Source organism: Streptacidiphilus sp. MAP12-33, from assembly GCF_041261265.1.
Classification (GTDB): domain Bacteria; phylum Actinomycetota; class Actinomycetes; order Streptomycetales; family Streptomycetaceae; genus Streptacidiphilus.
In genome coordinates this window covers 38,480-62,690 of sequence record NZ_JBGCCA010000005.1, presented here as the reverse complement: position 1 = coordinate 62,690, position 24,211 = coordinate 38,480, and the positions used below count along the sequence as shown (strand labels likewise).

The window sequence follows — 24,211 nt, the reverse complement described above, 5'->3', positions numbered from 1 at the left end:
GTCACGCGGCTGCCCACCGAGCACCCTCGCATGTTTGCGCCGCTTACATCCCTCGATTAATGTAAGCGGCGTACACATCTGCGCCGAGCAACTGGAGACCCCATGGCCGACGAGCTGTTCTCACCCCTGCCCCTTCGATCCGGAGCCGTTCTGCCCAACCGGATCGCCAAGGCCGCCATGGAGGAGAACCTGGCGGGCCCGGGTCAGCTCCCCGACCGGCGGCTGGCCGACCTCTACCGGCGCTGGGCCGCCGGTGGCACCGGACTGCTGATCACCGGCAACGTGATGGTCCACGCAGAGGCGCTGACCGGCCCCGGCGGGGTCGTGCTCGACGTGACCACGCCGCTGGCGCCGTTCACCGAGTGGGCCAAGGCCGGCAAGTCCGGCGGCGGACAGATCTGGATGCAGATCAACCACCCCGGGCGGCAGATCGCCTCCGACATGCCGGGCGTCGTGTGGGGGCCGTCCGACGTCGCTGTCGACCTCGGCAGGCTCAGCAGCCGGTTCGGCAAGCCCGTCGCGATGACCCCCGACCAGATCGACGCCACCGTCGAGCGGTTCGCCGTCACCGCCCGCCGAGCCGAGGAGGCGGGCTTCGACGGCGTGGAGATCCACGCCGCGCACGGCTACCTGCTCTCGCAGTTCCTCTCCCCCCTGGTCAACCGGCGCACCGACCGGTGGGGCGGCGCGTTGGAGAACCGGGCCCGGATGCTGCTGGACGTCGTCCGCGCCGTGCGCGGCACCGTCTCGCCCGGTTTCGCGGTCGCGGTCAAGCTCAACTCCGCCGACTTCCAGCGCGGCGGCTTCGACGCCGACGACGCCCGCCAGGTGATCGAGTGGCTGGCGCCGCTCGGCGTCGACCTGGTCGAGCTGTCGGGCGGCAGCTACGAGAGCCCGGCCATGACCGGCCGGCCCGCCGACGCGCGCACCGCCGCCCGTGAGGCCTACTTCCTGGAGTTGGCCGAGGAACTGGTCGCCACCAGCCCCCTCCCGCTGATGCTCACCGGCGGCATCGCCCGCCGCGCGACCGCCGAGGCGGTGCTCGGCAGCGGCGTCCAGGTCGTCGGGATCGGCACCGCGCTGTCCGTCACCCCCGACCTGCCCGAGCGCTGGCGCGCCGACCGCGAGGCCGACCGCCGGATGCGTCCGGTGGCCTGGAAGGACAAGGCCCTCGCCTCCGCGGCGAGCATGGCGATGGTCCGCCACCAGCTGCGCCGCCTGGCCCGCGGCGCCGACCCCCGACCCGGCACCCACCCGGCCGTCGCGCTGCTGTCCGAGCAGCACCACCAGCGCCGCGCCCTGCGCGGCTACCGCGCCTGGCTGCCCGCCTCGCAGCAGCGGTCCTCCTGATCGATGATGGTGGCCAACCGCGTGAGGGAGACGACGATGACCAAGGTCCTCATGGTGGTGTCAGCCGCCGACCACTGGACGCTGCGGGACGGGGAGGAACACCCCTCGGGGTTCTGGGGCGAGGAACTGGCGCTGCCGCACAAGGCCTTCTCCGAGGCCGGCTGGGACGTCACGCTGGCGACCCCTGGCGGGAGGGTCCCGACGCTGGACAGGCTCAGCATGTCCTTCACGGCCGGCTGGCCGACCACGCTGCGCGAGGTCGCCCGCTATCTCGACTCGATCCAGGCACAGCTGAACAGTCCCAGCAGGCTGGAGGACATGGACCCGGACGACTTCGACCTGGTCTTCTACCCCGGCGGACACGGCCCGATGGAGGACCTGGCGTTCGACCCGGTCTCGGGCGCGCTGCTCACCCGCGTCCTGCGGTCCGGCCGACCGCTCGCCCTGCTCTGCCACGCGCCGGCCGCGGCACTGGCCGCCACGAACGAGGACGGCTCCTGGCCGTTCGCCGGGTACCGCATGACGGGACTGTCCAACTTCGAGGAGAGGCTGAACAGCTTCGGCTGGAAGGCCGCCTGGCTGCTGGAGGACCGGCTGAGGGAGTACGGCGCCGACTACGTGAAGGGGCACATCCCGCTGCGCCCGTTCGTGGTCGTCGACCGCAACCTCTACACCGGCCAGAACCCAGCCTCCTCCGAGCAGCTGGCCAGGCGGCTCATGGCGGACATGAGCGTGGGAGCACGGTAGTCGGCCGTTCCGCAGGACAAGCCCGCCGGCATGGGGCAGGCTACCCGCATGTAATCGCGGACGACCGGCATGTGGTGGGGAACGGCGATCGAGGCACCGGACCCCGGCGGGCTGGCCAGGTTCTACGCCGAGCTGCTCGGCTGGCACATCGGGCACGAGGAGCCCGGGACGGCCGTCGTGGCCGCCTCCCCGCAGGGACCGTTCTTCGTGTTCCAGCAGGCGGAGGGCTACCGGCCGCCCGTCTGGCCGCCGGCCGACGGGGAGCAGCGCCCGATGATGCACCTCGACTTCCAGGTCGGTGATCTGGAGTCCGCGGTGGGCGAGGCGGTCGCGCTGGGAGCCACCGTCGCGGAGCACCAGCCCCGGGGGAACGTCCGGGTGCTGCTCGACCCGGCCGGGCACCCCTTCTGCCTCTGCGTGGACTAGGATGTGTACGTCGCTTACATGAAGCGCGGACGCGTCCGCCGCAACCGCAGGAGAAGGTGAGCCATGCCGCCCGCGAGTGGCCCGTACCACCACGGCGACCTGCGCGCCGCCTGCCTGCGGGCGGCGCGGGAGCTGCTGGAGGAGGACGGCAGCTCCGGCCTTTCCCTGCGCGCGGTGGCCCGGCGGGCCGGGGTGTCGGCGACAGCCCCCTACCGCCACTACCCCGACCGCGAGGCGCTGCTGTCCGCGGTCGCGGCCGAGGGCTACCGCGAGCTGGCGGCGGCCCTGGCCGCCGCGCACCCCGCACCCACGACGCCGGACGAACTCGCCGCGGTCGCGCTCGCCTACGTGCGGTTCGCGCTGGACCACCCGCCGCTGTTCCGGGCGATGTTCGCCGAGCCGTGCGATCCCGCCAACGAGGAGCGGGTGGCCGCGACCACCGCCATCACGCAGTACGTGCGCGACATCGTCCACGGTGTCTTCCCGGACGCCGACGCCGAGGCGCTGTCGACCGCGGTGTGGGCGCTCGTCCACGGGCTGGCCTTCCTGCACCTGGATGGCAAGCTCGACGCCTCGACCCCCGAGGCGGTCGCCGCCCAGGTCCGCGGCGCGGTCCACGCGGTCCTCGCCGTCGCCGCCACCCCGGCCTCCGCCTGACGCGCGGGCCGCGCCGGCGCCACCACGGAACCCGGGACGGGCGCCGCGGCGTCACCCACTTCGGGAGCGAACGGTGTGGGGAGGTGTTCGGACGTGTCGTTGCGGACGAGCTGGTACCGGTGGGCGCTGGCGCTGTGGGCGCTGGTGTGGATGGTCGTGGAGATGCCGGGCGGGGCCTACTCGTGGCACTACTTCTCCCACGGGAGCGCTCTGCTCTTCGGCGGGGCGGGCGCGAACCCGCCCGGTGGCCTGCACCTCTACGCGAACTACCCGGGCCTGCAGATCGGCCCGTTCGCGTTCGTCTGCGCGCAGCTGCTGCGGTCGATCGGCCCGGACAACGGCGTCGTCGCCGGCCAGCTGGCCATGACGGCGGCCGGACTGCTCGTCCTGCACACCTTGGAACGCTGCGTGGTGACGGCCCGTCCGGACCTGTTGCGGCGTCCCGCCGCCCTGCGGCGAACGCTCGTGCTGGGCGGCGGCGTGTTCCTGGTGGTGTGGGAGTCGCTGGCCGTCCACTACGGGCATCTCGACGACGCGCTGGCCCTGCTCTGCGCGGTGCTCGCCGTGCGGGCGCTGCTCGCGGACGCCCCGGCGGCGGCCGGGCTCTGCCTGGGTCTGGCCGTGGACGCCAAACCGTGGGCGCTGGCCTTCCTCCCGCTGGTCCTGGCCGCGCCCCGGATCCGGCGGCGCCACGTCGCCGTCTACGCGGCCGTCACCGTGCTGCTCGCCTGGCTGCCCTTCGTGCTGGCCGACCCGGGCACGTTGTCGGCGACGCAGTACGCCATCGTCAACGAGCCCTCCTCGGCGCTGCGCGCGCTCGGGGTCGGCACCGCCGGGACGCCCTCCTGGGACCGGCTCGCCCAACTGGTCGTCGGCTGCGGTCTCGGCCTGTGGGCGGTGGTGCGGGGCCGCTGGGAGGCCGTGCTGCTGCTGGGCGTCGGCGCCCGGATCGCGCTGGACCCGGGCGTCTACGCCTACTACACCGCGGGGCTGCTGGTCGGCGCCCTGTGCTGGGAGCTGCTCGGCCTGCGGCACCCCGTCCCGATCTGGTCGCTGACCGCCTTCGCCGGCCTGCACCTGGCCCCCGGCCTCGTCGGGAACCAGGCCCTGCTCGGCGACCTGCGCCTGTGGACCGTCCTGCTGCTGGTGGCCGGGGCGATGCTCGTCCCGCGCGACTGGTGTGCGGACCGTTCACTCCCCGGTGCCACGCCTGCCGCGATCGCCGACCCGGCCCAGGTCCACGGCGACCTCCACCGCCTCCCCCGACGGCTCGAGACGACGTCACGCTGACGCCGCGCGCCGGGGGATTCGCGTTCCTCGGTGGGCTACTGGGCGCCGAGACCGGCGGCTGAGACGGTGGGCTTGCCCTCGGCGGTGAGGACCTGGTTGAGCGGGGTCAGGTCGTAGATGCCGGTGAGGTCGGGCTGCTTGATGAAGCCGGCGGTGACGGCGTGCTGGGCCTCGGCCTGGAGGGAGGCGGCGAGCGGGTCGTCGGTGACGGTGAGCTCGCTCCAGGCGGCGTCCAGGACCTTGGTGGACAGGGCCTTGCCGGTGAGGGCCTTCAGGGCGGCGTTGGCGTCGGTCCTGGCCTGGGCGGGGTTGGCCTGGATCCAGGCGTTGGTGTCGACGGAGGCCTTCAGGACGGCCTTGACGACGTCGGGATGGGCGGCCAGGAAGGTCTGGGAGACGATGACGTTGGTGGAGACGAACTGGTTGTTCGGCCACAGGGTCTTCTCGTCGAGGAGGATCCTGGCGCCTTCGGAGACGAGCTTGGAGGCGGTGGGTTCGGGGACCCAGGCGCCGTCGATCTGGCCGGCGGCGTAGGCGGCGGGGGTGAGGGAGTTGTCGGTGCGGATGACGGAGACGTCGCCGGCGCCGGTCTTGGGGTCTTCCTTGTAGCCCTTGCCCGCGAGGTAGTTGAGCAGGGCGACGTCCTGGGTGTTGCCGGCCTGCGGGGTGGCGATCTTCTTGCCCTTGAGGTCGGCCAGGGTCTTGATGGTGGCGGGGTTGACGACGAGTTCGGCGCCGCCGGAGGTGGCCCCGGAGATGATCTTCAGGGCGGCGCCGTGGGACTTGACGTAGCCGTTGATGGCGGGGGAGGGGCCGATCCAGGCGATGTCGATGGCGCCGGAGTTGAGGGCCTCGATCTCGCTGGGGCCGGCGTTGAAGATCTGCGTGGCGATCTTCGTGCCGCCCAGGGCCTGCTGGAACTTCCCGTCCTGGATGCCGATCAGCGGGGTGGCGTGCGTCAGGTTGGCGAAGTAGCCGATGTGCACGGTGCTCGCCGACAACGCCGGACCCGACGCGGCCGAGGAGGCGGAACTGTTGTCAGAGGACGAGGTGGCGGCCTGCGAGCCGTAGCTGCACGCGGTCAGCAGCCCGGCGGCGGTCACGGCGGCGACGCCGGCCAGGGCGGCTCGTCTGATCCGGGTGGTGCGGGACGAACGGGCGCGCTGAGACATGGGAGTGGTCCTCCGGTGGTGGGTCGAGGATGTGCGGACGTGCGTGGCGACGGTGACCGGCCCGAGCCGACAGCGGACAAAGCGCGTCGGACTCACCGCGAGGGCGGCGGGACGGGGCTCAGATCACCGGACAGAGGGCGCTGGACATGCCGCCGAGGTCGACATGGAGTCGACCTACCAGGGGAGTTCCGGCACCGGACATGCCCGGAAGACTCGCAGTTGCCCGCGCGCCGAGTCCAGCGATGACCGGATGTCAGGACGATTCGTCCCACATCCCGGGAGTAGCGCTTGAGGCAGGGCGACCCGGGCGCCCGGGAGGACCACGACACCGCCATGAGTCCCAGGATTCAAGACCTGGCGTCTCGCTTTGTGAACAGTAGATCGAGATTGTCGAACCTGATTGCCCCGGTCTACCTTGACCGACCACAGGGGGATCGAGAAGAAGGAGCGGGCAGTTGCGCGCATGGGGCTTCACGTCCAACGGCGGCCCGGAGGTTCTGGAGGAGTTCGAGCGCCCGAGGCCCGAGCCCGGACCGGGCCAGGTCCTGGTCCGGGTGGCGTACGCGGGCCTGAACTTCGCCGAAGTCCAGCACCGGCGCGGCGAGTTCGGCGAGCCGGACGGCCTCGGCGGCTACGACGTCCCGGGCCTGGAGATCTCCGGCGTCGTCGTCCACCTGGGATCGGACGTCGAGGGCCTCGCCGTCGGCAGCAGTGTCGCCGCGTACCTGCCCCACTTCGGCGGCTACGCCGAATTCGTGCTCGCCGAAGCCGAGTTCGTCCAGCCGGTCGGCGCGCTGCCGCTCGCCGACGCGGCGGCCGTTCCGTGCGTCTACCCGACCGCCTACGGCGTGCTCACGGACGCGGGCCGCCTCCAGGGCGGAGAGACGGTGCTGATCCACGCGGCGGCGGGCGGGGTCGGCTCGGCGGCCGCCAGGATCGCCCGCGCGCTCGGCGCGGCGCGCGTGTTCGGCACGGTCGGCTCGCCCGGAAAGCTCGCTCTGGCCGACCGACTCGGCTACGACGCGCTCTTCCTGCGGGACGAGGTGACCGGCGGCGTCCTTGAGGCGACCTCGGGCCAGGGCGTCGACCTGGTCCTCGACCCGGTCGGTGGCCCGGTCCGCCGCGCGAGCCTGGACCTGCTCGCCCCGTTCGGCCGGGTCGTCGTCTACGGCGACCTTGGACGCCACGAGGACTGGCAGGCGGACGTCCGGGACCTGTGGAAGAACAACCGCGGCCTCGCCGGCTACAACATCGGCGACGTGGCCCGGCGCTCCCCCGACACCCTCGGCACGCACCTGGCCCGCGCCCTGTCGGCGCTCGCCTCGGGTGAACTCGCACACCAGTCGCCCACGGTCCGGCCGATGCAGGACGTGGTCGCCGTCCACCGCGCGTTCGAGTCCGGCCGCACCTCCGGCAAGGTCGTCCTCGCCGTCTGGTGAGACCCCGGGCAAGGAGTCCCCGGGGAGCCGGACCGGGCCGGACCCGCCCTGCTACGTCGCGGAGGGGGCCGGCTCGGAGACGGCCACCAGCAGCAGGCGGGTGTCGGGGCGGGTGCTGCGCCAGCGGTGACGCACTCCCCCAGGCAGGTAGAGCGTGTCACCCCGGTCGAGCCGGTGCACGCGGCCGTCGGCCTCGACCTCCACCGCGCCGTCCGCGACGTACATGAGCTCGTCTCCCTCGTGCAGGAACTCCCGGTCGGCCTCGTGAGGGCCGGTGAACTCCAGGGCGTGGAGCCGACGTCGGCCCCGGACCAGGGGGCGGACGCCCGCCTCGGGCGTGAGGCCCGCGTCCTCAACGGCGAGCACGACGTCGACCGCGTCGGCGGTGGCGTCGGCGGCGGCCAGCAGTTCGACGGCGGTGGTAGCGAGCCCGTCCGCGATGCGCTGGAGCGAGCGCATGCTCGGGCGGGCGCGGTCGTTCTCGATCTGGCTGAGGAACGGGACCGACAGTCCGGTGCGGTCCGCCACCTGCGCGAGGGTCAGCTCCAGGCTCCGGCGCCGCCGCCGGACCGCGCCGCCCAGCTGCGGCGCGCGCTGTGCACGCCCGGACCCGTTCGCCCCTGCCGCCCCGTCGCTCATGGCCTCACCCTACGCAGACCCGGCCCACGTTTCGCACCGCTGCAACACGCTCTTCACACAGCGACCCTAGCCTCAAAGTGCTTTGTCTCCATCAAACAAACTTTGACGCCTTCGGAGTGCCCATGCCCCGCGTGGACCAGAACCAGCGCCGCCGCCGCGGCACCGGGCTCATCGCCCTCGACCCCGACGCCGCGTTCCCCGGCCTCACCCTGTTCGCCCCGCTGACCGGTGGCGGCGACGTCCACCTCGTGGACCTGCACGGCCGCGACGTGCACCGTTGGCGCCTGCCCTACCGGCCCGGCCGCCACGCCCGGATCGTGTGCGGCGGTGAACTCGCCTACAACGGTGTGCTGTCGGGCGAGGACGCCCTCTTCCCGATGTGGCACAAGTACCGGGGCGGGGTGATGCTGCGGGCCGCGCCCGACGGCACCGTCCTGTGGGAGCACCGCGATCCGCGCCAGCACCACGACGCCCACCACCTCGATGACGGCGGTGTGCTCTACACCGGCCTCGAACCGCTGCGCGGCGCGCAGGCTGCCGCCGTGCGCGGCGGCGTCCCGGGCTCCGAAGCCGACGGGGCCGACGGGGCGCGCGGACCGGCCGGTGCGACGGTCTGGGCCGACACCATCACCGAGGTGGGACCGGACGGGTCCACCCGCTGGTCCTGGCGCGCCGCCGAGCACCTCGACCGCGAGCAGTACCCGCTGCACCCGGACTACGCGCGCGAGCACTGGCCGCTGATCAACGGCGTCACCCCGCTCGCCGACGGAAACATCCTGGCCAGTCTGCGCAGCGTCTCGGCCGTGGTGGTGATCAGCCGCGCCACCGGCGAGATCCTGTGGCGCACCCGACCTGGCACGGTCTCCCAGCAGCACGACCCCACCGAACTGGACGACGGCCGCCTGCTCGTCTTCGACAACGGCGTGTTCCGCCCCGGCCACGACGTGCCGTACTCCCGCGTCATCGAGCTCGACCGGACGGACGGCACGGTGGCGTGGGAGTACCACGACCCGGCCAAGGAGTCGTTCTTCGCCCCCTTCATGGGCTCGGCCCAGCGGCTTCCGAACGGCAACACCCTGGTCACCGACTCCCCCGCCGGACGCCTCTTCGAGGTGACCGCCGACGGCTACCTGTGCTGGGAGTACGTCGTCCCCCACTTCGGCGCCTACACCGAGACCGAGGTCCGCTCGCTGTTCCCGGCCGAACCCAACGCCGTGTTCCGCGCCTACCGCTACGCACCGCAGGAGATCCCGTGGCTGGAGACCCGCCCGTGAGCACCCCCACCGTCGAGGACCAGGGCCTGCCGCTGCGGCGCCTGCCGCCGCTCGCCCTCCAGCACGTGCTGGCCATGGTGGCCACACCCGTGTCCACCGTCTTCCTCGTCACGGCGGGGCTGAAGCTGACGCCCGGTCAGTCCGCGGCGCTGCTGAGCGGGGCGCTCGTGCTGTCGGGGGCCGGCTCGCTGCTCCAGTCGCTCGGCCGGTGGGGCTTCGGCGCCCGGCTGCCGTTCGTGATGCTGCCCGGCGGCGCGGCCACGGCGCTCTTCCTCCAGATCGCGCACGACCACGGCGCTGCGGTCGCCTCCGGCTCGGTGCTGTTGGCAGCGGCCCTGCTGCTGGCGGTGACGCCGCTGTACGCGCGGATCGCCGGGCTGTTCCCGCCGCTGGTCACGGGTGTGACGGTGCTGCTGGTCGGGATCTCCATGGTCCGGGTGACCGCCCAACTGCTGGCCGGCCCCGGCGGCGGCGCGGCGTCAGGCGCCCTGGCGACGGCCGCCTCGACCGTCGCGGTCACGCTCGTCGCCCGGTTGCTGCTGCGCGGCGCCTGGCGGCAGTCCGCCGTCCTGGTCGGGCTGGCCGGAGGCACGGTGATCGCGGTGCTGACCGGCCTGGGCCGGCTCGTGCCGGCCACCGGCACGGGCTTCGCCCTGCCGCGGCTGCTGCCCTACGGCACGCCGCGGTTCGACCTCGCCGCCGCGCTGCCCCTGATGCTGTTCAGCCTCACCTCGCTGGCGGAGGCCACCGGTCAGACCGCGCTCAACAGCGCCACGCCGCGCCTGGGCCGGGACGTGCCGCGGGTGGCCCGCGCCGACGCGCTGGTCTCCCTGTTCGGCGGGCTGCTCGGTACGCCGCCGCTGGTGACCAGCTCCGAGAACATCGGCATCAACCGGCTGACCGGCGTGCGCAGCCGCTTCGTGACCGCGACGGCCGGAGCACTGCTGATCGCGGTCGGTCTCCTGTCCCCGCTGTCCCGCCTGGTGGCGGGCCTGCCTCCGGCGGCCGTCGCCGGATCGGCCCTGGTCGTCTACGCGCTGATCACGGCGATGGGCGTGGAGATGCTCGGCCGGTCCGCCGGGAGCGGCTCGTCCGACACCCTCGTCGTCGGTCTGGCGCTGACGGTGGGTCTGCTGCCGGTGGTGGCCCCCGCCCTCTACGGCGGTTTCCCCGACTGGCTCCGCACGGTCCTGGGCAGCGGCGTCGTCGCCGGCACGCTGACGGCGGTCGCGCTGCGGGCCCTGTTCGCCGCGGCGCGGCTCACGGCTGCGTCGCGTGCTCCTTCCTCTCCGGAACCCGCAGAAGCAGGAACGACGTGTGGCGGCGCAGGGTGAAGCCGAGGGACTCGTAGAGCCGGATGGCGCCGGTGTTCGCGGCGGACGCGTGCATGAAGGGGACGTCCCCGCGCTCCCTGATCCCCGCCGCGACGGCGCGGACCAGGCGGGTGGCCAGGCCCCGCCCCCGGTGGGCGGGGTCGGTGCAGACGGCACTGATCTCGGTCCAGCCGGGAGGGCGCAGGCGCTCGCCCGCCATGGCGACGAGCCGACCCTCGTGGCGGATGCCGAGATAGGTGCCCAGTTCCACGGTGCGGGGCAGGAAGGGACCGGGTCGGGTGCGGGCGATCAGATCGAGGATCTCGGGGACGTCGTCGGGTCCGAGGCGGACCGCCTCTGGTGCGGGCTCGGCCCGCAGCGAGGTGTCGACGAGCTGGACGCCCTCGCCCGCCTGCACGATCTCCCAGCCCTCGGCGGGCGGGACCGCGCCGCTGAACGGGGTCAGCTTGCCGGGCCCCACCAAGGCGGCGAGGTCGTCCCAGGCGCGCGGGTCCATCGGGTCGGCGAGGGCGGTGAACGGGGAGACGTCGGTGGGGTAGCGGGCAGCCCGGCCGACGCGCTCGGCGAAGCGGGCGTGCGGACCGGTGAGCGCCGCCCAGGCGGGGTTGTCGAGGACGTGCGGCGTGGCCGGACTGTGGGGCTGCGGCCGGTGGACGCTGGTGGACACGGTGCTGCGGATCTCCGTCTCTCCTCACGGGGTTCGGGCGGCGCACCCCGCAGCGGCTGCGGGGTGCGCCGACCGATGGTGCCGGGCCGTCAGGAGTCGCTGAGCGGCAGGCCGGGCGGGTTGACCTGGGAGCTGGTGACCGCCTCGTCGGACAGGTTCCAGGCGGCCAGCCACCTCGCGTACTGGCCGTTCCTGATCAGGTAGTTGATCGCGTCAGCGACCGGCTGGGCCAACCCGCTGCCCTTCTTCACCGTCGCGGCGATCAGCCCCTGGAGCGAGGCGCCGGCGCCGGAGTAGGTGCCCGCGTTGCGGGTCGGGGTGGGCGTCTTCGCGTCCTGGGCGATCTGGTAGGCGATGCCGGGGTTGGGGCCGAAGTAGGCGTCGATCTTGCCGCCGAGCAGCGCCAGGTGGACGGCGTTGTTGTCCGGGTAGTACTTGATCGTCAACTGCTTGCCCGCCGCTTTCAGCTTGGCCTGCCACTCCAGCAGGATCTTCTCCTGGTTGGTGCCGGAGCTGACGGCGACGGTCCTGCCGGCCAGGGTCGTCCAGTCGCCGCCGAAGTTCCAGGTGCTGCTCTTCACGACCTCGAAGGCGAGGTTGTCCTGGCGGTAGGAGGCGAAGTCGTACTTCTTCTTCCGCTCCTCGGTGTCGGTGATGTTGGAGAAGCCGATGTCGGTGCGGCCGCTGTCGATGCCGACGAACAGGTTCTCCCAGGTGGAGTTCTGCACGACCGGCTTGAGGCCGAGAACGGCGGCGACCAGGCGGCCGAAGTCGGGCTCGGAGCCGGTCAGGGTCTGCTGGTCGCTGCCGACGAAGGCCAGCGGCGGGAAGCCCGCCGGCAACGCCCCGACCCCGATGACCAGTTGGCCGCTCTTGGCGACCGAGGCGGGCAGCTCGGCGTGGAGCGCGGCGACCTCGGCGACCTTGATGTCGGTCTGCGTGCCGGCCCCGTTGGACAGGGCGGCCACGGTGACGGCGCCGGGCGCGACGTTGTCGGCGGAGCCGGAGGAGGCGGAAGAGGCGGCGCTCCCGCAGGCGGCGAGGCCCACGGTGAGCGCTGCGGCGACGGTGCCTGCGGACAGGCTGCGGAGGACTCTGCTGCTGCGGGAGCTGGGCATGGCTTTTCCTTGCGTGTTCGGGTGTGGGTGAAGAAGAGGAGGAGAGGAGGAGTCAGAGGACCTTGCTCAGGAACTCCCGGGTGCGCGGATGCCGCGGGTGGTCCAGCACCTGCTCCGGCGTGCCCTGCTCGACGATCCGGCCGCCGTCCATGAAGACGACGCGGTCGGCGACCTCGCGGGCGAAGCCGATCTCGTGGGTGACGACGAGCAGGGTGGTGCCGCTGGTCGCCAGGTCCTTGATGACGGCGAGCACCTCGCCGACCAGCTCCGGATCGAGCGCGGAGGTGGGTTCGTCGAAGAGGATGACGCCGGGCTTCAGCGCGAGCGCGCGGGCGATGGCCACCCGCTGCTGCTGGCCGCCGGACAGCTGGCGCGGATAGGCGCCGCTCCGGTCGGCCAGCCCCACCCGCCCGAGCAGCGTGCGGGCCAGCTCCTGTGCCTCCGGCTTGCGCAGCAGGCCGGTCGCCACGGGCGCGGCGGCCACGTTGTCCAGCACGGTCAGGTGCGGGAAGAGGTTGAAGTTCTGGAAGACGAAGCCGATCCGGCTGCGCTGGGCCAGGATCTGGCGTTCGCTCAGCTCCCTCAGCCGGCCGCGGTGGCGGCGCACGCCGATCAGCTCGCCCCCCAGACTGACCTGGCCGATCTCGGGCCGCTCCAGATGGTTGACCACCCGCAGCAGGGTGGACTTGCCCGAGCCGGACGGGCCGATGACGACCGTCACCTCACCGGCGGGCACCGTCAGGTCGATCCCGTCGAGAACCCGGTGGGCCCCGTACCACTTGTGCACGTCGCGGACCTCGACCGCGGCTGCGGTTGCGGTTGCGGTGCTCATATCGCCGTCTCCCTCCGGACGCGGGCCCGCAGCGCGGACAGGTTGGCGCGCAGCCGCTGGAGCGGCGTCGGCGGCAGGGTGCGCAACGCGCCGCGCGAGTAGTGGCGCTCCACGTAGAACTGGACGACGGAGATGACGCTGGTGAGGATCACGTACCAGGCGGTGGCGACCAGCAGCAGCGGCACGATGTCGCCGGGATAGGTGCTGCCCATGCTCTGGACCGAGCCGAACAGGTCGAGCAGTGAGACGTAGAAGACCAGCGAGGTGCTCTTGACCAGGCCGATCAGCTGGTTGACGTAGCTCGGGATGATCGCCCGCAGCGCCTGCGGGAAGACGATCCGGGCGAACTGGTAGCGCCGGGGCAGGCCGAGCGCGGCGGATGCCTCGTGCTGGCCCTGGTCGACGGAGAGGATGCCGGCCCGCACCACCTCGGCCGCGTAGGCGGCCTCGTTGAGGCTCAACCCGACGACGGCGACCACGAGGTCGGTGGCCAGCTTGGACTCGTCGAAGTGCCAGAAGGCCGGGCCGAACGGTACGCCGAGGCTCACCGTGCGGTAGAGCGCGCTGAAGTTGTAGAGGAAGAGCAGCACCACGATCAGCGGCACCGAGCGGAACAGCCAGACGTAGACCCAACTGGCCGCCCGCAGCACCAGGTTGCGCGACAGCCTGGCCAGGGCGAGCACGATCCCGCCGAGCAGCCCGAGCACGGCGCTGTAGGCGGTCACCTCCAGGGTGACGACCAGGCCGTTGGTGATGACCGGACGCAGGAACCAGTACTGGAAGCGGTCCCACTGGTAGAACGGGTTGGTGGCCAGCCCGTGCGCGATCTGCGCGACGAGGACCAAAACGACGGCGCCGGTGATCCAGCGGCCGGGGTGGCGCAGCGGAACCACGCGTTGCGCGGAGAGTGGGCGGGTCGTGTCCGGGGGCACGACAGGGACGAGCGTCTCGCTCATGGGAGAACTCCAGCGAATGCCTGCACGGCATGTTCGAGGGGGCACGCCACGCCGGGCGTGCGGTCAGAAGGCCGTCAGAGGTGACGGAGGGCGCAGCCGGAGAGCTGACACAGCGCGCTGCTGACTCGGAGGAGGTCGACGGCGCGGTTCAGGAACGCTGCGTGCATCGCCGTCGCCCTTCCGCCCGGTCCGGTCCTCTTTGGTCGGTCAAGGTAAGGAGCCTCTCCGGCGGATGTCAATGCCGGACCATCCCTTGAGATCAGCCCAAGTCGCTTGCATTGCATGGTTGTTGCGGCATGTAACGCCCCGCTCGTGGATTGTGCCGGACGCCGCCGCCGGGTTACGGTCGCTGCGAGGCACCAGGTCGATCCGGTGCACAGCACAGTCGATCAGGGACGGAGGTGACGACGACCGTGCGAGAGGCCCGCATGCTGTCCCCTGTCGTCACCGTCACCTATGCGCGCCTTCACATCGATCTGCAGCGCGTGACGACCGCGCTCTGTCCGGCGTAACCAGGCGCGCCCCACACCCCGGCCCTGTCGCCGCAGGCGGCTCGCGCTCGACGGCGCCGGCCGGCATCCCGCCGCGTGGCGGCGAGCACGGATCACGCCGCTGACCCGGCACATCGGGCTGGTGCCGACCGCCGTCGTCCCCCACACCAAGCCGTTCCACCTCTCCAAGGCGATCGCCATGCTCGACCACGTGAGGGCGGCCGGGCCGGCATCCGCGTCAAGGTGTCCGCGCGCCCGCCACGCGCCCGCCACGCGCACTGCCCCGCGCACCGCCACCACGCCCGCCGCCGCGCACCGACGAAGGACCCACCATGGCCAACACCCCGCTCACCGTCCTCGACCTCGTCCCGATCTCCTCCGGTTCGACCGCGACCCAGGCCCTGCGCAACAGCATCGACCTGGCCCGGCAGGCCGAGCGCCTCGGCTACGCCCGCTACTGGTTCGCCGAGCACCACCTCAACCCCGGCGTCGCGGGCACCTCCCCCGCCGTCGTGCTCGCCCTGACCGCCGCCGCGACCTCGACGATCCGGCTCGGTGCCGGCGCCGTCCAGCTCGGCCACCGCACCGCCCTCGCCACCGTCGAGGAGTTCGGACTGCTCGACGCGCTCCATCCGGGCCGCTTCGACCTGGGCCTCGGCCGCTCCGGCGGCAAGCCCACCGGTGGCGACCGCCAACCCGCGCTCGTGGGGGCCGCACCCGTGGTGGACGGACTGACCCCGGGCGGCCTGCGCATCCCCGCCCGGTTCTCCTACGCGCACCTGCTGCGCCACCCGCGCCTCGCCCTGCACCGCACGCTGCTCCGGCAGCCGGGCGCCGAGTCCCAGCCATACGACGAGCAGATCGCCGACATCCTGCACCTGCTGGCGGGGAGCTACACCACCGAGGACGGCGTGGAGGCGCACGTCGTGCCCGGTGAGGGCGCCGACCTCCAGGTATGGATCCTCGGCAGCAGTGCCGGGATCAGCGCCGAGGTCGCGGGCGCCCACGGGCTGCGCTTCGCCGCCAACTACCACGTCAGCCCGGCCACCGTGCTCGAGGCCGCCGAGGCCTACCGCGCGGCCTTCCGGCCGTCCGCCGAGCTGGACCGCCCCCACGTCAGCGTCTCCGCCGACGTCGTGGTCGCCGACGACGAGGCCACCGCGCGCGAGCTGGCGACCGGGTACGGCCTGTGGGTGCGCAGCATCCGCAGCGGTGACGGCGCGATCCCGTTCCCCACGCCCGACGAGGCCCGCGCCCACGCCTGGTCCAAGCAGGACCGCGCGCTGGTGGCGGACCGCACCGAGACCCAGTTCGTCGGCACGCCGCGTCAGGTCGCCGACCGGTTGGAGATCCTGCGCGACGCGACCGGCGCGGACGAGCTGATCGTCACGACCATCACCCACCGCCACGAGGACCGCGTGCGCTCCTACGCCCTGCTGGCCGAGGAGTGGGGGCAGCGCTGACCGCTCTCAGCCGATGATCCGTCAGTTCTGCTGCGGAAAGCCCCTGTTGACCTACCCGCACGCTTGGCGCAATCGTCCGGTCGAGCGGACAGACCCTGACCCCCGACCACGTCGGCGGCCCGCGGCCCGCATCCCGCATCCGGCTCACGGCTCACGGCTCACGGCTCACGGCTCACGGCTCACGGCTCACGGCAGGATCTCGACATAGCCGTCGGTCCCGTGGACGCGGATCCGCTGCCCGTCCTGGATCAGCCGGGTGGCCCCCGGCACGGCCACGACGGCCGGCAGGCCGTACTCCCGGGCGATCACCGCGCCGTGCGTCATCAGGCCGCCGACCTCCGTCACCAGGCCCGCGACCGCGACGAACAGCGGCGACCAGCTGGGATCGGTGAAGCGCGTCACCAGGATGTCGCCCGCCTCGAGATCGGCCCGCGCCAGGTCCAGGACGACGCGTGCTCTCCCCTCGACGGTCCCGGCGGAGACCGGCAGGCCGACGAGCGCGCCGGGCGGCGCGTCCTCGCGCCGGTACGACCCCGCGACGCACTCACCGTCCGAGGTGAGCACCCTCGGTGGCGTCAGCGCCTGGTGGATGCGGAAGGCCTCCTTGCGCCGCGCGATCAGCCCGTCGTCGGCCTGCCCGGTGTGCGCGACCTCGCGGAGTTCCTGGAAGCTGAGGTACTGGATGTCGTCCGCCTCGCGCAGCACGCCGTCCCGGACGAGGCGCGCGGCCTCGGCCAGCAGGGCCTGCTTGTAGACGAAGAAGCGGCTGACGATGTTGTACTTCGGGTACTCCCGGTAGCCGGCGAACGCCCGGACCTGGTCGATCATCCGCTTGGTCTCGGCCGCTCGGCGCTCCCCGTCCGGCAGGGCCCGCAGCCGGCCCAGCACCTCTTCCTCCTTCTGCCGCGCCTTCTGCCGCCCTTGCTCGAAGCGCCGTGCGGCGGCGCCCGGTTCGAAGTTCCTGACGTTGTCGAGGAGCACCGGCACGAGCGTGGCGGGGCTCTCGCGCCAGCGCGGCCTGGTGATGTCGATCTCGCCGACACAGCGCATGCCGTACCGGTCGAGGTAGTCCTCCAGCGCGTCGCGCACCTCGGCTCCGCCCGCCAGTTTCGGCAGCTCGTCCAGGAAACCCTCCTCGGCCGCCTCCCGGAGGAACGCCACCACCTCCGGGTACGGACGGATCACGTCGGCGACGTCGAGCAGAGCCAGGCCCATCTCCGAGGTGACGTTGCCGGGGGCGGACAGGGTGAGCGTGTCGGCCGCGTTCTTCTCGCCCAGCCACTCCAGCAGCCTGTCGTTGAGCCACCAGGTGGCGTCCATTCCCGCCGTGATCGCCGGCAGGTTCTGCGGGTCGGTCAGCAGACGCTTGTGCTCGTCGAAGGCCTCCAGCAGGAAGGCGAACAGCGCCGGGCCGGTCCTGGTGGCGATGTCACGCCGCAGGGCGGCGAGCGATGCCCGGCTGCGCTCGATCAGCTCGGTCACGACGCCGGGGTCGGGGGCGGCCGGGGCGGACACCGCGCCGCTGCGCCCGGCCGGGCCGGCGTCGGGACGCATCGGGATGAAGTCGTCACGGTCCAGGACGGTCTCGAGCGCGTCCCTGAACAGCGGATCGCCGCGTCCGATGAGGTCCAGGAGCGCGGCGCGGCTCGCGGGGGTGGCCAGGCGCCCGGTGGCGTCGACGAACAGCCGCCCGCCGGCCTCGTGCATCGGTGCCATGGCCGTCAGCTGCCACACGGAGATGCCCAGCGGCTTCATGGCGTCGGTCATCATCTGCTGATGGCCGACGGAGAGGTAGACGTGGTTCTGCCCGTCGTCGGTCTCGGGGACGGGAAACAGCGTGGTGATCGGCCGGCTCTGGACGATCCGGAACTCGTCGCCGGCCAGACACCACTCGATGTCCTGCGGGCGGCCGAAGTGCGCCTCGATGCGGCGCCCGAGCCGGACCAGCCGCACGACCTGGTCATCCGTCAGCGCCGGGCGCTCCTGGCGTTCCGGCTCGATCGCCACCTCCCGCGTGCCGCCACCGCCCGGGAGGGCGTACCGGGCACGCTGCTTGGCGGCGACGGTCCTGGCGACGACCGCGCCGTCGCGGACCGTGTAGACGTCCGGGCTCACCAGGCCGGAGACCAGGGCCTCGCCGAGGCCCCAGCCGGCCTCCACGGTCGCCACCTTGCGGTGGCCCGTCAGGGGGTCGGCCGTGAACAGGACGCCGGAGGCGTCGGGAAAGACCATCCGCTGCACGACGACGGCCATGTGCACCGCCCGGTGGTCGATCCCGTGGTGGTGGCGGTACGTCACGGCCCGCTCGGTGTACAGCGACGCCCAGCACCGGCGGACGTGCCGAAGGACCGCCGCGTCGCCGACGACGTTCAGGTAGGTGTCCTGCTGGCCGGCGAAGGAGGCCGTCGGCAGGTCCTCCGCGGTCGCGCTGGAGCGGACGGCGAAGGCCGCCTGCCGGCCGAACCGGCCGAGCGCCCGGGTGACCGCCGTCGCGACGTCGTCCGGGACGGCGGTCTCCTCGATGGTCCGCCGGATCCGCGTGCTGAGCGCGCGGACCGCCTCCCGGTCCTCGGGGTCGCAGCGGGCCAGCTCGTCGAGCCTTTCGCCGAGGGACGGCGCCTGCACCACGATCCGCCCGAAGGCGGCGGTGGTGACGCAGAACCCGTCCGGCACGCCGGCGCCCTCGATCCGTGAGAGCGCGCCGAGCTGCGCGCCCTTTCCGCCGACGAGGGCGGCCTCTTGCGCACCGACCTCGCCGAGATCCACCACGTACGGTTCGGTCACCGGGGCACCTCCGGGTCGGCCCTGCCGCGTCGCGCTGCCGTGCCCGATCCAACCACCGGCGCCCCGCGCGGGCGAGACCGACGCGCGGGCAAGACCGACGCGCGGGCCCGCGGCGTCGATCAGCCGACGCCGTCCTGCGCCTTCGCGCGGTCGTAGGCGTCCCGCGCCTCCTGGACCGCGTCCATCCGCTCGTGGGTCCACAGGGCCAGACCCCGGACGCGCTCGGCGGCCTCGCGGCCCAACTCGGTCAGGGAGTAGTCGACCCGTGGCGGGATCACCGGCTTGGCGTCCCGGTGGACCAGGCCGTCGCGCTCCAGGGTCTGCAGCGTCTGGATGAGCATCTTCTCGCTCACCCGCCCGATCGCCCGCCGCAGCTCGCCGAAGCGGTAGGGACGGTCCATGAGCTCGATCAGCACCAGCACGCCCCAGCGGCTGGTGACGTGCTCCAGCACGAGGCGGTAGGGGCAGAGCTGCTCACTGGTACTTACGGCCATGTGAGTACCTTACTTCAAAGACAGTACTTTCGGAACCACAGTGCTGCTCCTATGGTGGGTGTCACCGCCCCTCGACCAGGAGATCGCAGACCATGAGCATCGTCATCACCGGAGCCACCGGACACCTCGGCCGCCACGTCGTGGACCAACTGCTGGAGCGCGTTCCGGCCGAGCAGGTCACCGCCGTCGTGCGGGACGCGGCCAAGGCGGCCGACCTCGCCGCCCGCGGCGTGCGGATCGCCGTCGCCGACTACGACGCGCCGGACACCTTCGACGGCGTCTTCGCCGCCGGGGACAAGGTGCTGCTCATCTCCGGCAACGAGATCGGCGGCGACCGCGTCGGCCAGCACCGGGTCGTGATCGAGGCGGCGAAGGCCGCGGGCGTCGCCCTGCTCGCCTACACCAGCGCGCCGGGCCGGCTGAAGGCCGCGCTCGCCGACGACCACCGCGCCACCGAGGAGGTGCTCCTCGCCTCGGGCCTCCCGTACGTGCTGCTGCGCAACGGCTGGTACCACGAGAACTACACCGAGCGGCTCGACCCGGTCCTCGCGCACAGTGCGGTCGTCGCCGCGGCCGGCGAGGGCCGCGTCTCCTCCGCCTCCCGCGCCGACTACGCGGCCGCCGCCGTCGCGGTGCTGACCGGCGAGGGCCACGAGAACCGCACCTACGAGCTGGGCGGCGACGAGGCCTGGAGCCTGGCGGAGTACGCGGCCGAGCTCAGCCGGCAGACCGGCACCCGGATCGGCTACCACGAGGTCTCCGACGAGGTCCTCACCGGCATCCTCACGGACGCCGGACTCCCCGCCGCGATCGCCACCGTCCTGGCCGGCGTCGACACCTCGATCGCCCGCGGCGAGCTGGTCGTCGACAGCGGCGACCTCTCCCGCCTCACCGGCCGCCCGACCTCCCGGCTGGCCGACGCGATCACGGCGGCGCTGAGGAACTGACGCCGGACAGGTCACCGGACAGCTCCTGCTCGCACCAGATGATCTTGCCGCCGGCCGTCTGCCGGGTACCCCAGCGCTGGGTCAGCTGGGCGACGAGCAGCAGCCCACGGCCGCCCTCGTCGAACACCCTGGCGCGGCGCAGGTGGGGCGCGGTCCCGCTGCCGTCGAAGACCTCGCAGATCAGCGAGCGGTCGTGGATCAGCCGCAGCCGGACGGGCGCGCCGCCGTACCGGATGGCGTTGGTCACGAGTTCGCTGATGACCAGTTCGGTGACGAAGGAGGCCTCCTCCAGGCCCCACGCCGAAAGCCGGCGCGCGGCCTGCGCCCGGATCCCGGCCACGGCCGCGAAATCGGCAGCCACGTCCCAGGTGGCGACCCGGCCCGGGTCCAGACGCCGGACCCGGGCCACCAGCAGGGCGGCGTCGTCGGCGGGCGCGTCCGGCAGCAGTGATCCGACCACCTGCTCGCACAGGAGGTCCAGGGAACCGTCCGGGGCCGGTGAGCCGTCCGGGCCCGCGAGGGCGCGGCGCAGCAGGGCGAGCCCCGTGTCGAGCGGACGCTGCCGGGACTCGACCAGGCCGTCGGTGTAGAGCGCCAGCAGGCTCCCCTCGGGCAGCACCGTCTCGAGCGTCTCGAACGGCAGACCGCCGAGCCCGAGCGGCGGACCGGCGGGCAGATCCAGGATCTCGGCGACGCCGCCCGGACGGACCACCGCCGGTGACGGGTGTCCGGCGCGCGCCAGGCTGCACCCGCCCGACACCGGGTCGTAGACCGCGTAGACGCAGGTCGCACCGGTCTCCGCGGTGGGGGCGTCGCCCGCCGCGCCCGTGTCGGACGCCAGGCGCATGACGAGGTCGTCGAGCTGCGTGAGCAGTTCGTCCGGCGGGAGGTCGGCGTCCGCGAGGGTGCGCACGGCGGCGCGCAGTTGGCCCATGGTGGCGGAGGCCGCGATGCCGTGTCCGACGACGTCGCCGACGACCAGCGCCACGCGGGCCCCGGACAGCGGGATCACGTCGAACCAGTCGCCTCCCACGCCGAGCTCCGGATCGGCCGGCAGGTACCGGAAGGCGGCCTCCACCGCGGACTGGTCCGGCAGTCGCCGCGGCAACAGGCTGTGTTGCAAGGTGAGCGCCGTCGTGTGCTCCCGGGTGAACCGCCGGGCGTTGTCCAGGGAGAGCGAGGCCCGCGCGACGAGCTCCTCGGCCATGGTCAGGTCGTCGGCCTGGAAGGGCGTGGGCCGGCGGAACCGGAGGAACTCGACCACGCCCAGCGTCACGCCCCGGGCGATCACCGGAACCGCCATCCATGTCGGGTGCAGCTCGGAGCGGCCGGTCGCCAGACAGCGGGCCTGCGGGGAGTCGTCGGCGTGGAGCGCGACCTCGCCCACCCCGATCACGTGCTCCGGCGCGCCCTCGAGGACGGACCGGTTGGCCACGCGGCGCAGCTCGGCACCGGCCGTCGGCCGGGGGGTGGCCCCGTCCCCGCTCAGCAGGTCCTCCAGCAGGTCGACGCTGACGAAGTCCGCGAGGCGGGGCACCGCGACGCCGGTCAGTTCCTCCGCCGTCCCGACGACGTCGAGGGTGCTCCCGATGCGCAGGCCCGCGTCGTACAGCAGCTCCAGCCGCCCCCTGGCCTCCTCGGCCCGGCCCGCCACCGCGAGTAGTTCGGTGGTGTCGCGCAAGGTGGCGACGCACCCGGAGGGCCCGCTGCCCACGGCGGTGGGCCGCAGGTTCACGGCCAGCAGCCGGCCGCCGGCCGGGTGCACCTCGTCGGTGACGGTGCCCGCGGACCTCAGCAGCGCGGCAATGCCCGGGTCCAGGCCCAGCTCCTCCAGTGCCCTCCCCTCCGCGTCCGCACGCAGGCCGAGCAGGTGCCGTGCCTCGTCGTTGGCCAGCACCAGCCGCCGGTCGGCGTCGAGGATCAGGACGCCCTCGCGCACCGAGTGCAGCACCGCGTCGTGGTGCTCGTACATCCGGGTCATCTCGACCGGCCCCAGGCCGTGCGTCTGACGGCGCAGCCTCCGGCTCACCAGCGTCGCCCCACCCGCGGCCAGGACCAGCGCGCCGACCGCGGCACCGATCAGGACCGGCAGCTGCCGGTCCACCACGGCGGCGACGTCCGTGGTCTGCACCCCGGTCGAGACGAGGCCGACCACACGACCGTGCGCGTCCTGGACGGGGACCAGCGCGCGGACCGCGTTCTGCGGAGAGCCCTGGAAGATCTCCGTGAAGGACGCGCCGGCCGCCGCCCTGGCGATGTCGCCCTGGGCGCGGGTGCCGATCAGGCCCGGAATCGGGTCCGTGTAGCGAATGCCGGACGTGGAGAGCACGTCGACGAAGTCCACGCCGGCCGTCTTCTGGGCCCGCAGCGCGAGCGGCTGGAGCTCGGCCGTGGGATCGGGCGACTGCAACGCCTGCACCAGCCCGGGGGCGTGCGCGAAGCCCGCCGCGACGGCGAGCGCCCGGTGGCGGGCGTCGTTCTGCGCGTCGCTCGTGGTCTTGAGGACCAGGGCGACGGTGGCGATCGCGGCGAGGAGCAGCAGGACCGCCAGCTGCCAGACGAAAGCCTGTCCGGCGACGCTTCGCACACCGAAGCGCGAGGCCGGGCGGGACCCGCGGCCGAACCTGCCCATAGGCCATTGTTACCCGGAGTGCGTCCTGCCGTCCCGGTCCGGTGGCCGGGGCGGGCTCGCCGCCCATGCCCGGCTCGTCCGCCGCGCCGCCCACCGCCACCACCCGTAGCAGCCGACGCGCGGCTGCCCCCTCCCGTCAGGCGCGGGTTGCGCACCGGCCACCGATTGCAGTTAGGTAAGGCTTACCTAAGCACCTCACTTTCTGCCTGCCGAGGACGGTTCGCCATGCCCTTTTCCGACTCGCCCCCGCTGTCGCTCCCGACGGCCGCCGCCCCGCCGTCCACCCCACTGGGGCCGTTCCTGGACAGTGCGCTGGCCTGGGCGAGTTGGAGCACGGTCATGGCCTTCGTCGGGCTCCTCGTGCTCGCCCTGGTCGTCGACGCACCCGCCCGGCGCGCGGGAGCCACGACCGGGCGCCGGGTTCGCGGCCGGCTGGCGGCCGCGGGCGTCGTGGCCGGGGTGCTCGCGGGCCCGGCCGCGACGACCGGGCTGGCGCACGACGCCGCGGGCGGGCGGGGGGCCGGCTACGACTACACCGCCGCGTGGGGCGGGCTCTTCGACGGCAGCGGCCAGGGGCTGCTCGCCGGACTTCAGGTGGCCCTGCCAGTGCTCGGTGCCCTGCTGCTCGCGCCCGCCGCGCTGCGCCGCACCCGCGCCGGGCGGGCTCAGGGCGCGCTGCTGTGGACCGGTCTGACGGCCGGACTGGTCGCCCTGGGCGCCGCCCGGTTCCCCACCCAGATCCGCAACGGCCTCGGGCGCACCGTCTTCGAGACGGTCGTCTGGATGCTGCACCTCTTCGGTGCCGCGGTCTGGCTGGGCGGGCTGGTCGGGCTCGTGCTGCTCGCCCTGCCCGGCGCGGTGACCCCGGCCGAGCGCGGCGCGTTCTGGCCCACGGCCGTCCGGCGCTTCTCCCTCGCGGCGATGGCCTGCGTCGCGGCGATCACCCTGTCCGGTCTCTTCCTCGCCTGGGAGCACGTCGACGGACCGGGTCAGCTCGTCAGCACCATGTACGGGCGCGTGCTGGGCGTGAAGATTCTCCTCTTCGGCTCCGTGCTGGTGCTCGGTGCGTTCAACCAGTTCTGGCTCCACCCCCGGATCGAGACCCTGCGCGACGCCGGTGAGACCGGACGCAGCGGCGCGATCGCGCTGCGCCGCTTCCCCGCTGTGGTCGCGGTGGAGGTCGCGCTGGTGCTGCTCGTGCTCTTCGTCGCACCGTTCCTGCACGGCTCCGCCCGCAACCAGGCGTTCCAGGCCGAGGCGGCCCGGCACGCGACCTCGGCCACGGCGCCGCTGCCGAAGCTGCCGCCCAAGCAGACGACGGCCTCGACCTGGGCCTGGGGCAGCGTCGAGACGGCGGCGGTCGTCGGCGTCATGGCGGCCGGTTACCGCTGCTCCGGCCGCCTCGCCCGGCGCCGCGTGCTCACCGGCCGGGAGTCGACCACCGCCGGCGCCTCGGCGGCGTGAACGGGAACCGGGCACAACCGGACACACCGCCGAGG

Annotated in this window: 20 protein-coding genes and 1 pseudogene; 12 read left to right on the top strand and 9 right to left on the bottom strand. The window is 73.2% G+C overall.

Annotated features, from left to right (window positions below; all coding sequences use genetic code 11):
• Window positions 1-102: 102 nt before the first annotated feature.
• From ABH931_RS07330 to ABH931_RS07310, 5 genes are all read left to right on the top strand, one after another.
• Window positions 103-1,350, top strand: coding sequence for an NADH:flavin oxidoreductase/NADH oxidase family protein (locus tag ABH931_RS07330; RefSeq protein WP_370111077.1), 1,248 nt, complete (start codon window positions 103-105; stop codon window positions 1,348-1,350).
• A gap of 36 nt (window positions 1,351-1,386) precedes the next feature.
• Window positions 1,387-2,097 carry a type 1 glutamine amidotransferase domain-containing protein gene (locus tag ABH931_RS07325; RefSeq protein ID WP_370111076.1) on the top strand — a complete coding sequence of 237 codons (711 nt, stop codon included), beginning with the start codon at window positions 1,387-1,389 and terminating at the stop codon, window positions 2,095-2,097.
• Window positions 2,098-2,166: 69 nt separating this feature from the next.
• A complete protein-coding gene (locus tag ABH931_RS07320; RefSeq protein WP_370111074.1) occupies window positions 2,167-2,523 on the top strand; it encodes a VOC family protein in 357 nt (118 codons plus the stop codon).
• 63 nt (window positions 2,524-2,586) lie between these two features.
• The gene (locus ABH931_RS07315; protein WP_370111073.1) at window positions 2,587-3,180 is read left to right on the top strand and encodes a TetR/AcrR family transcriptional regulator; all 594 of its coding nucleotides are present in this window, start codon (window positions 2,587-2,589) and stop codon (window positions 3,178-3,180) included.
• A 93-nt stretch (window positions 3,181-3,273) separates the two neighbouring features.
• A complete protein-coding gene (locus ABH931_RS07310) occupies window positions 3,274-4,470 on the top strand; it encodes a hypothetical protein (RefSeq protein ID WP_370111071.1) in 1,197 nt (398 codons plus the stop codon).
• A gap of 35 nt (window positions 4,471-4,505) precedes the next feature.
• Here ABH931_RS07310 and ABH931_RS07305 read toward each other — a convergent pair whose 3' ends face one another.
• Entirely contained in the window at window positions 4,506-5,642 is a 1,137-nt protein-coding gene (locus tag ABH931_RS07305) for an aliphatic sulfonate ABC transporter substrate-binding protein (protein WP_370111069.1), read from the bottom strand.
• Window positions 5,643-6,097: 455 nt separating this feature from the next.
• Between ABH931_RS07305 and ABH931_RS07300 the strand changes: the two genes are divergently transcribed.
• Window positions 6,098-7,081, top strand: a complete 984-nt coding sequence (locus ABH931_RS07300; protein WP_370111067.1) for a zinc-binding alcohol dehydrogenase family protein — start codon at window positions 6,098-6,100, stop codon at window positions 7,079-7,081.
• A gap of 51 nt (window positions 7,082-7,132) precedes the next feature.
• On the opposite strand, the gene ABH931_RS07295 is transcribed toward ABH931_RS07300, so the two are convergent.
• Window positions 7,133-7,720 (bottom strand): helix-turn-helix domain-containing protein, encoded by a 588-nt coding sequence (locus ABH931_RS07295; protein ID WP_370111065.1) that lies wholly within the window; start codon window positions 7,718-7,720, stop codon window positions 7,133-7,135.
• Between the two features lie 122 nt (window positions 7,721-7,842).
• On the opposite strand from ABH931_RS07295, the gene ABH931_RS07290 reads away from it, so the two are divergent.
• Together ABH931_RS07290 and ABH931_RS07285 are read left to right on the top strand one after the other, a co-directional pair.
• Complete coding sequence (locus ABH931_RS07290; protein WP_370111063.1) at window positions 7,843-8,994, top strand: aryl-sulfate sulfotransferase; 1,152 nt, start codon at window positions 7,843-7,845, stop codon at window positions 8,992-8,994.
• Entirely contained in the window at window positions 8,991-10,328 is a 1,338-nt protein-coding gene (locus ABH931_RS07285) for a uracil-xanthine permease family protein (RefSeq protein ID WP_370111061.1), read from the top strand. Before ABH931_RS07290 ends, ABH931_RS07285 begins: the two co-directional genes overlap by 4 nt.
• On the opposite strand, the gene ABH931_RS07280 is transcribed toward ABH931_RS07285, so the two are convergent.
• The 4 genes from ABH931_RS07280 to ABH931_RS07265 form a co-directional block, all read right to left on the bottom strand.
• Window positions 10,255-10,995, bottom strand: coding sequence for a GNAT family N-acetyltransferase (locus tag ABH931_RS07280; RefSeq protein WP_370111059.1), 741 nt, complete (start codon window positions 10,993-10,995; stop codon window positions 10,255-10,257). The genes ABH931_RS07285 and ABH931_RS07280 overlap by 74 nt on opposite strands.
• 89 nt (window positions 10,996-11,084) lie before the next feature.
• Window positions 11,085-12,113 carry a transporter substrate-binding domain-containing protein gene (locus ABH931_RS07275; RefSeq protein WP_370111057.1) on the bottom strand — a complete coding sequence of 343 codons (1,029 nt, stop codon included), beginning with the start codon at window positions 12,111-12,113 and terminating at the stop codon, window positions 11,085-11,087.
• A 52-nt stretch (window positions 12,114-12,165) separates the two neighbouring features.
• Window positions 12,166-12,945: an amino acid ABC transporter ATP-binding protein gene (locus tag ABH931_RS07270; protein ID WP_370111055.1), complete on the bottom strand. Its 780-nt coding sequence runs from the start codon at window positions 12,943-12,945 to the stop codon at window positions 12,166-12,168.
• On the bottom strand, window positions 12,942-13,901 hold the full coding sequence (locus tag ABH931_RS07265) for an amino acid ABC transporter permease (RefSeq protein WP_370111053.1): 960 nt from the start codon (window positions 13,899-13,901) through the stop codon (window positions 12,942-12,944). Before ABH931_RS07265 ends, ABH931_RS07270 begins: the two co-directional genes overlap by 4 nt.
• A gap of 570 nt (window positions 13,902-14,471) precedes the next feature.
• Between ABH931_RS07265 and ABH931_RS07260 the strand changes: the two are divergent.
• Together ABH931_RS07260 and ABH931_RS07255 are read left to right on the top strand one after the other, a co-directional pair.
• Window positions 14,472-14,665 (top strand): annotated as a pseudogene (locus ABH931_RS07260) (FMNH2-dependent monooxygenase); the annotation flags it as partial.
• 59 nt (window positions 14,666-14,724) lie between these two features.
• Window positions 14,725-15,855, top strand: a complete 1,131-nt coding sequence (locus ABH931_RS07255) for an LLM class flavin-dependent oxidoreductase (protein WP_370111051.1) — start codon at window positions 14,725-14,727, stop codon at window positions 15,853-15,855.
• A 186-nt stretch (window positions 15,856-16,041) separates the two neighbouring features.
• On the opposite strand, the gene rph is transcribed toward ABH931_RS07255, so the two are convergent.
• Both rph and ABH931_RS07245 read right to left on the bottom strand, forming a co-directional pair.
• Window positions 16,042-18,639: a rifamycin-inactivating phosphotransferase gene (gene rph, locus ABH931_RS07250; RefSeq protein WP_370111049.1), complete on the bottom strand. Its 2,598-nt coding sequence runs from the start codon at window positions 18,637-18,639 to the stop codon at window positions 16,042-16,044.
• Window positions 18,640-18,758: 119 nt separating this feature from the next.
• Complete coding sequence (locus tag ABH931_RS07245; protein ID WP_370111047.1) at window positions 18,759-19,133, bottom strand: winged helix-turn-helix transcriptional regulator; 375 nt, start codon at window positions 19,131-19,133, stop codon at window positions 18,759-18,761.
• A gap of 92 nt (window positions 19,134-19,225) precedes the next feature.
• Between ABH931_RS07245 and ABH931_RS07240 the strand changes: the two genes are divergently transcribed.
• Complete coding sequence (locus tag ABH931_RS07240) at window positions 19,226-20,080, top strand: NAD(P)H-binding protein (RefSeq protein ID WP_370111046.1); 855 nt, start codon at window positions 19,226-19,228, stop codon at window positions 20,078-20,080.
• Here the strand turns inward: ABH931_RS07240 and ABH931_RS07235 are convergent.
• Window positions 20,058-22,712, bottom strand: coding sequence for a SpoIIE family protein phosphatase (locus ABH931_RS07235; RefSeq protein WP_370111044.1), 2,655 nt, complete (start codon window positions 22,710-22,712; stop codon window positions 20,058-20,060). The two genes, ABH931_RS07240 and ABH931_RS07235, sit on opposite strands and share 23 nt — an antisense overlap.
• Before the next feature lie 225 nt (window positions 22,713-22,937).
• On the opposite strand from ABH931_RS07235, the gene ABH931_RS07230 reads away from it, so the two are divergent.
• Entirely contained in the window at window positions 22,938-24,176 is a 1,239-nt protein-coding gene (locus ABH931_RS07230; protein WP_370111042.1) for a CopD family protein, read from the top strand.
• Window positions 24,177-24,211 lie beyond the last annotated feature (35 nt).

Bases quoted from the DNA above. Each gene is read 5' to 3' on its own strand.
- ABH931_RS07330 (WP_370111077.1), top strand. From the start codon at position 103: ATGGCCGACGAGCTGTTCTCACCCCTGCCCCTTCGATCCGGAGCCGTT.
- ABH931_RS07325 (WP_370111076.1), top strand. From the start codon at position 1,387: ATGACCAAGGTCCTCATGGTGGTGTCAGCCGCCGACCACTGGACGCTG.
- ABH931_RS07320 (WP_370111074.1), top strand. From the start codon at position 2,167: ATGTGGTGGGGAACGGCGATCGAGGCACCGGACCCCGGCGGGCTGGCC.
- ABH931_RS07315 (WP_370111073.1), top strand. From the start codon at position 2,587: ATGCCGCCCGCGAGTGGCCCGTACCACCACGGCGACCTGCGCGCCGCC.
- ABH931_RS07305 (WP_370111069.1), bottom strand. From the start codon at position 5,642: ATGTCTCAGCGCGCCCGTTCGTCCCGCACCACCCGGATCAGACGAGCC.
- ABH931_RS07295 (WP_370111065.1), bottom strand. From the start codon at position 7,720: ATGAGCGACGGGGCGGCAGGGGCGAACGGGTCCGGGCGTGCACAGCGC.
- ABH931_RS07290 (WP_370111063.1), top strand. From the start codon at position 7,843: ATGCCCCGCGTGGACCAGAACCAGCGCCGCCGCCGCGGCACCGGGCTC.
- ABH931_RS07275 (WP_370111057.1), bottom strand. From the start codon at position 12,113: ATGCCCAGCTCCCGCAGCAGCAGAGTCCTCCGCAGCCTGTCCGCAGGC.
- ABH931_RS07270 (WP_370111055.1), bottom strand. From the start codon at position 12,945: ATGAGCACCGCAACCGCAACCGCAGCCGCGGTCGAGGTCCGCGACGTG.
- ABH931_RS07265 (WP_370111053.1), bottom strand. From the start codon at position 13,901: ATGAGCGAGACGCTCGTCCCTGTCGTGCCCCCGGACACGACCCGCCCA.
- ABH931_RS07255 (WP_370111051.1), top strand. From the start codon at position 14,725: ATGGCCAACACCCCGCTCACCGTCCTCGACCTCGTCCCGATCTCCTCC.
- ABH931_RS07245 (WP_370111047.1), bottom strand. From the start codon at position 19,133: ATGGCCGTAAGTACCAGTGAGCAGCTCTGCCCCTACCGCCTCGTGCTG.
- ABH931_RS07240 (WP_370111046.1), top strand. From the start codon at position 19,226: ATGAGCATCGTCATCACCGGAGCCACCGGACACCTCGGCCGCCACGTC.
- ABH931_RS07235 (WP_370111044.1), bottom strand. From the start codon at position 22,712: ATGGGCAGGTTCGGCCGCGGGTCCCGCCCGGCCTCGCGCTTCGGTGTG.
- ABH931_RS07230 (WP_370111042.1), top strand. From the start codon at position 22,938: ATGCCCTTTTCCGACTCGCCCCCGCTGTCGCTCCCGACGGCCGCCGCC.